The sequence below is a fragment of the Candidatus Thermoplasmatota archaeon genome (assembly GCA_034660695.1).
GTDB lineage: Archaea > Thermoplasmatota > E2 > UBA202 > DSCA01 > JAYEJS01.
Genome location: JAYEJS010000138.1, coordinates 1 through 4,315, shown reverse-complemented (window position 1 = coordinate 4,315; position 4,315 = coordinate 1). Strand labels below are relative to the sequence as shown.

Sequence of the window (4,315 nt, the reverse complement as noted above, 5' to 3'; positions counted from 1 at the left end):
TCATATATATAGTTCACAATATATGAACTTTTTGTTCATGATTTGAGAACAACTTGTTCATAAAATGAGAACAGTACAATTATGTCGTTTTTCATCTATCAAATTTGAGTTTATATGCCTTTTCCTATCTATGGATCATGGGTAAATGGGTTTGCCAGCGTCATTAAGATTTTCATCTGCCATTGAATTGTATTTTCGTATTTAAAAATGATGATTTCCGGAATGAAAGATTTTAATAAAGAAGGCATATTACTCATCAGTATGGTTAAAAAAATTGTTGTTATCGGTATGGGTTACGTTGGAATTCCCGCAGCAGCTCTATTTGCTGATGTTGAAGGATTCAATGTTGTTGGTATACAACGACGATCAAAACGATCGGGATGGAAAATAGACTGGTTAAATGAAGGTAAAAACCCAATTGGAGGGGATGAGCCGGGCTTATCCGAACTTATCAAAAAAGTTGTTAAAAAAGGGTCTTTCCATGTCACCGATGATTTTTCTGAATGTAAAGATGCAGATTATATTTTAATAGATGTTCAAACCCCCACAGATGAAAAAGGAATACCAAAATATGAATCTCTCAAAGAAGCGAGTAAGCAAGTTGGAAGACACATGAAGAATGGGGTTTTAGTAGTTATAGAATCTACAGTTGCTCCTGGCACCACAGAAAATGTCGTAAGGCCAATACTGGAAAAAGAATCCAAGCTAAAGGCGGGTAAAGATTTCTCACTCGCTTATTCTTATGAAAGGGTTATGGTAGGACGCTTACTCCATAATATTATAAATTACCCCAGAATTATCGGCGGGATTGATGGAGAGAGTGCTAGAAGAGCAATGGACTTATATAAAAATATTGTAAAGGCAAAATTATATCTAACAGATGTATTAACGGCAGAAATGTCAAAAGTAGTCGAAAATGCATATCGAGATGTGAACATTGCATTTGCTAATGAAATCGCTTTAATGTGCGAAAGCTTGAGGGTAGATGCTTTTAAAGTAAGGGAATTGGTTAATACATTGCCGAATGATCCATCAAACCCATCTGCCAATCCAATAAGAAATATGCATTTCCCTGGGGCTGGTACAGGAGGGCATTGCCTCCCTAAAGATCCGTGGTTATTAAAATATGGAGTTGACCAATACGGAAAATATAAGGTCGAACCAAATATCATTATCAAAAGTAGGGAATTAAACATGTGGATGCCGACTCATATGGCTGACCTTTTAGAGGAGGGATTGAATGAAGCAGGACAAAAAATTAAAGATGCGAAAATAGCAATTCTTGGAGTTGCATTTCTGGAAAATTCAGACGATACAAGGAATACTCCTGCAAAACCATTGTATGAAATCCTTAAGAAAAAAGGAGCGAAACCCGTGATGCATGATTCCTATGTGCGGGACTATGAACTGCCATTTGTCAAAGACATCAACGAAGCTATCACAGGTGCAGATGCTTTAGTTATAGTCACCAAACATAAAGAATACTTAAATCTCAATCTACGATCAATAAAAAATAAGATGAGAACACCCATAATAATAGATGGAAGAAATGCTTATGACAGAGAAAAATGTGAAGAAGAGGGTTTCATTTACAAGGGAATAGGCAAGCCTATGTAATGGCTTCCACTATCTTTTCTAAATCATCTTTTGTCAATGATGGATGTACTGGCAATGAAATTACTTCTTTGGCTACTTCTTCGGAATTCTTTAAATCATCATGTGCAAACCCCTTCAGGTGCTTATAAGAATGTAATGGCTTTGGATAATAAATCCCATAGCCTATCCCATTTTCTTTTAATTTTTGAATAAGCTTTTCCCTATCTTTGCACTTTATTGTATATTGATGATATACGTGTTCGACATTTTTTAAAGCATAAGGTGTTTCTATCCCTTTCATTTCATCCAATTTCTTATTTAAATATTTTGCATTCTCTTTCCTTCTTTCATTAAATTTCGGTAATTTTTTTAATTGCTCGATTCCAATAGCGGCTGCAATATCCGTCATCCTGTAATTGTAACCCAATCGGTTGTGTCCATAACCACATTTCGTTTTTTCTCTTCCATGATTCCTAATAGAATAAGCTCTCTCAGCCACCTTCTCACTGTTTGTTGTTACCATTCCTCCCTCTCCGGTTGTCATATTTTTGGTGGGATAAAAAGAAAAGCATTCGACATCACCAAATGAGCCTATCATTTTATTGTCATATTTTGCTCCATGGGCTTGAGCAGCATCTCCTATAACATATAACCCATATTTTTCAGCTACTTCCAAAATTGGTTTCATATCTGCTGGTTGCCCATATAAATGAACAGGCATAATAGCTTTGGTTTTATCAGTTATCAACTTCTCAATTTTGTTTATATCTATGTTAAAAGTTTTTGAATTTATATCACAAAATACTGGTTTGGCATTACAAAATAAAACAGAGTTTGCTGTCGCAATAAACGAAAAAGAAGGAACTATAACTTCATCTCCTTCTCTTATTCCTAAAGAAAGCAGAGCAATATGTAAAGATGCCGTTCCAGAATTAGTTGCAACAGCATATTTTGTTCCAACAAAATTGGCAAATTCTTCTTCAAATTCTTTTGTTTTTGGCCCGCATGCAATCATTCCAGAGTCTAGAACTTCTGAAACGGCCTGTTTTTCTTCTGCTCCGATCAATGGCTTAGCAATAGAAATCATTTTTCTACCCCTGCATATATCTCATAATTTATTTCTACTTCTTTTCCACATTGAGGACATTTTAAAACAATCTTATTTTCTTTCTTTCCCAGTTTTTTTAGCTTTGTGCCACACTCACAAACAAATCCTTTCAAACTTGCCGGATTTCCAAAAACCAATCCATAATCTGGAATATCTTTTGTTACTACAGCTCCTGCTCCAACCATTGCACATTTTCCTATAGTTATACCCGCCACAATCGTTGAACTAGCTCCTATGGAGGCACCATCTTTTACCACGGTTTTTGCCAATTTTTCCTCATTCCAGATAAACGCTCTTGGATAAATATCATTGGTGAAGCAGACATGAGGGCCTATAAAGACATCATTACCTATTTTTACTCCCTGATAGATGGTTGTAAAATTTTGGATTTTGCAATTGTCGCCTATTTCAACATTTGTATCTATGTAAACTCCTTTTCCAATGTTGCAGTTTTTTCCGATTTTTGCTCCTTTCCTGACATGAACAAAATGCCATATTTTCGTTCCTTTTCCAATTTTCGCATCTTCCACATATGCCGATTCATGTATCATAATTTTACCACTCCTCCTTTTTTATATGATTCCTCTGCAGCCTGAACAACTTCCAATGCTTTCAATCCATCTTCTCCAGTTGCTAAAGGTTTTTTACTGTTCTCGATTGCATCCACAAAATCTTCTATTTCATTTCTTAACGGCTCTTTCTTTTCCAATGCCACTTGGTTTATGTTGTATTGTATAGGGACATGATATAAATTCATTTCATCAATCTTTTTAAATGAGGATGAGGATATTGTAACAGATTGGCTTATATAATCCATCTCAACAAAGTTTTCTGAACAAGTTAAAAATAATTTTCTTATCTTCATTGGGGTAAGCCAGTTTACCTCTACTATCCCATTTACATCATTTTCAAAGTTTAATACGATATTTGCATGATCCTCATGACTTATATTTTTGTTGAACTTACCCGCTCTTGCATAAACAGACTCCACTTCGCCTGCCAGATACCGCATTACATCAATATCATGCACTCCAAAATCAAAAATAACACCTACATCCTTTATCCTTCCTGGAAGATTACTGACACGCTTTGAAGCGAGGGTAATCAGTTCACCAAATCTTTTACTGTTTATTGCATCCTTCATAAATTTCACAGCGGGATTATGCCTTTCTATATGGCCAACCGCTAAAACTAAATCTTCTTTTTCTGCTCTTTTAACCAAACCTTTCGCTTTATCTATGGTATCGCAAATAGGCTTTTCAACCAAAACATGCTTTCCACCATCCAAAAAATCCATCGCTATTTTGTAATGAGTTATGGTAGGCGTGGCAACTACAGCAGCATCTACTCTTGGAAGCAATTCTTTATAATCAAAAAATGCTTTTGTACCAAATCTTTCAGCAATATTTTTAGTTGCTTTTTTATCAATATCTGCTATTCCAACTAATTCTATATTTTCTATTTCTGAGCAAACCCTTGCATGGTTTTTTCCCATTGAACCTGTACCGATAACGCCTATTTTTAGCATGTTACCCCCAAATATATATTTCCTACTTATGGATTTCGTTGCTATATTAATACCTTGTAAATCCCTATCAGTTTTTTTCTTTG

Annotated in this window: 4 protein-coding genes; 1 reads left to right on the top strand and 3 read right to left on the bottom strand. The window is 35.2% G+C overall.

What is annotated here, in order from left to right:
- Nucleotides 1–261: 261 nt before the first annotated feature.
- Nucleotides 262–1,617 carry a nucleotide sugar dehydrogenase gene (locus U9O96_07440; protein MEA2054917.1) on the top strand — a complete coding sequence of 452 codons (1,356 nt, stop codon included), beginning with the start codon at nt 262–264 and terminating at the stop codon, nt 1,615–1,617.
- On the opposite strand, the gene U9O96_07435 is transcribed toward U9O96_07440, so the two are convergent.
- The 3 genes from U9O96_07435 to U9O96_07425 all read right to left on the bottom strand — a co-directional run.
- Entirely contained in the window at nt 1,610–2,683 is a 1,074-nt protein-coding gene (locus U9O96_07435; protein MEA2054916.1) for a DegT/DnrJ/EryC1/StrS family aminotransferase, read from the bottom strand. The genes U9O96_07440 and U9O96_07435 overlap by 8 nt on opposite strands.
- Nucleotides 2,680–3,255 (bottom strand): acyltransferase, encoded by a 576-nt coding sequence (locus U9O96_07430; GenBank protein MEA2054915.1) that lies wholly within the window; start codon nt 3,253–3,255, stop codon nt 2,680–2,682. The genes U9O96_07435 and U9O96_07430 overlap by 4 nt, the downstream gene beginning before the upstream one ends.
- Nucleotides 3,252–4,315 (bottom strand): Gfo/Idh/MocA family oxidoreductase (locus U9O96_07425; protein MEA2054914.1); only part of this gene is annotated, 1,064 nt, incomplete at its 5' end. The genes U9O96_07430 and U9O96_07425, both read right to left, overlap by 4 nt.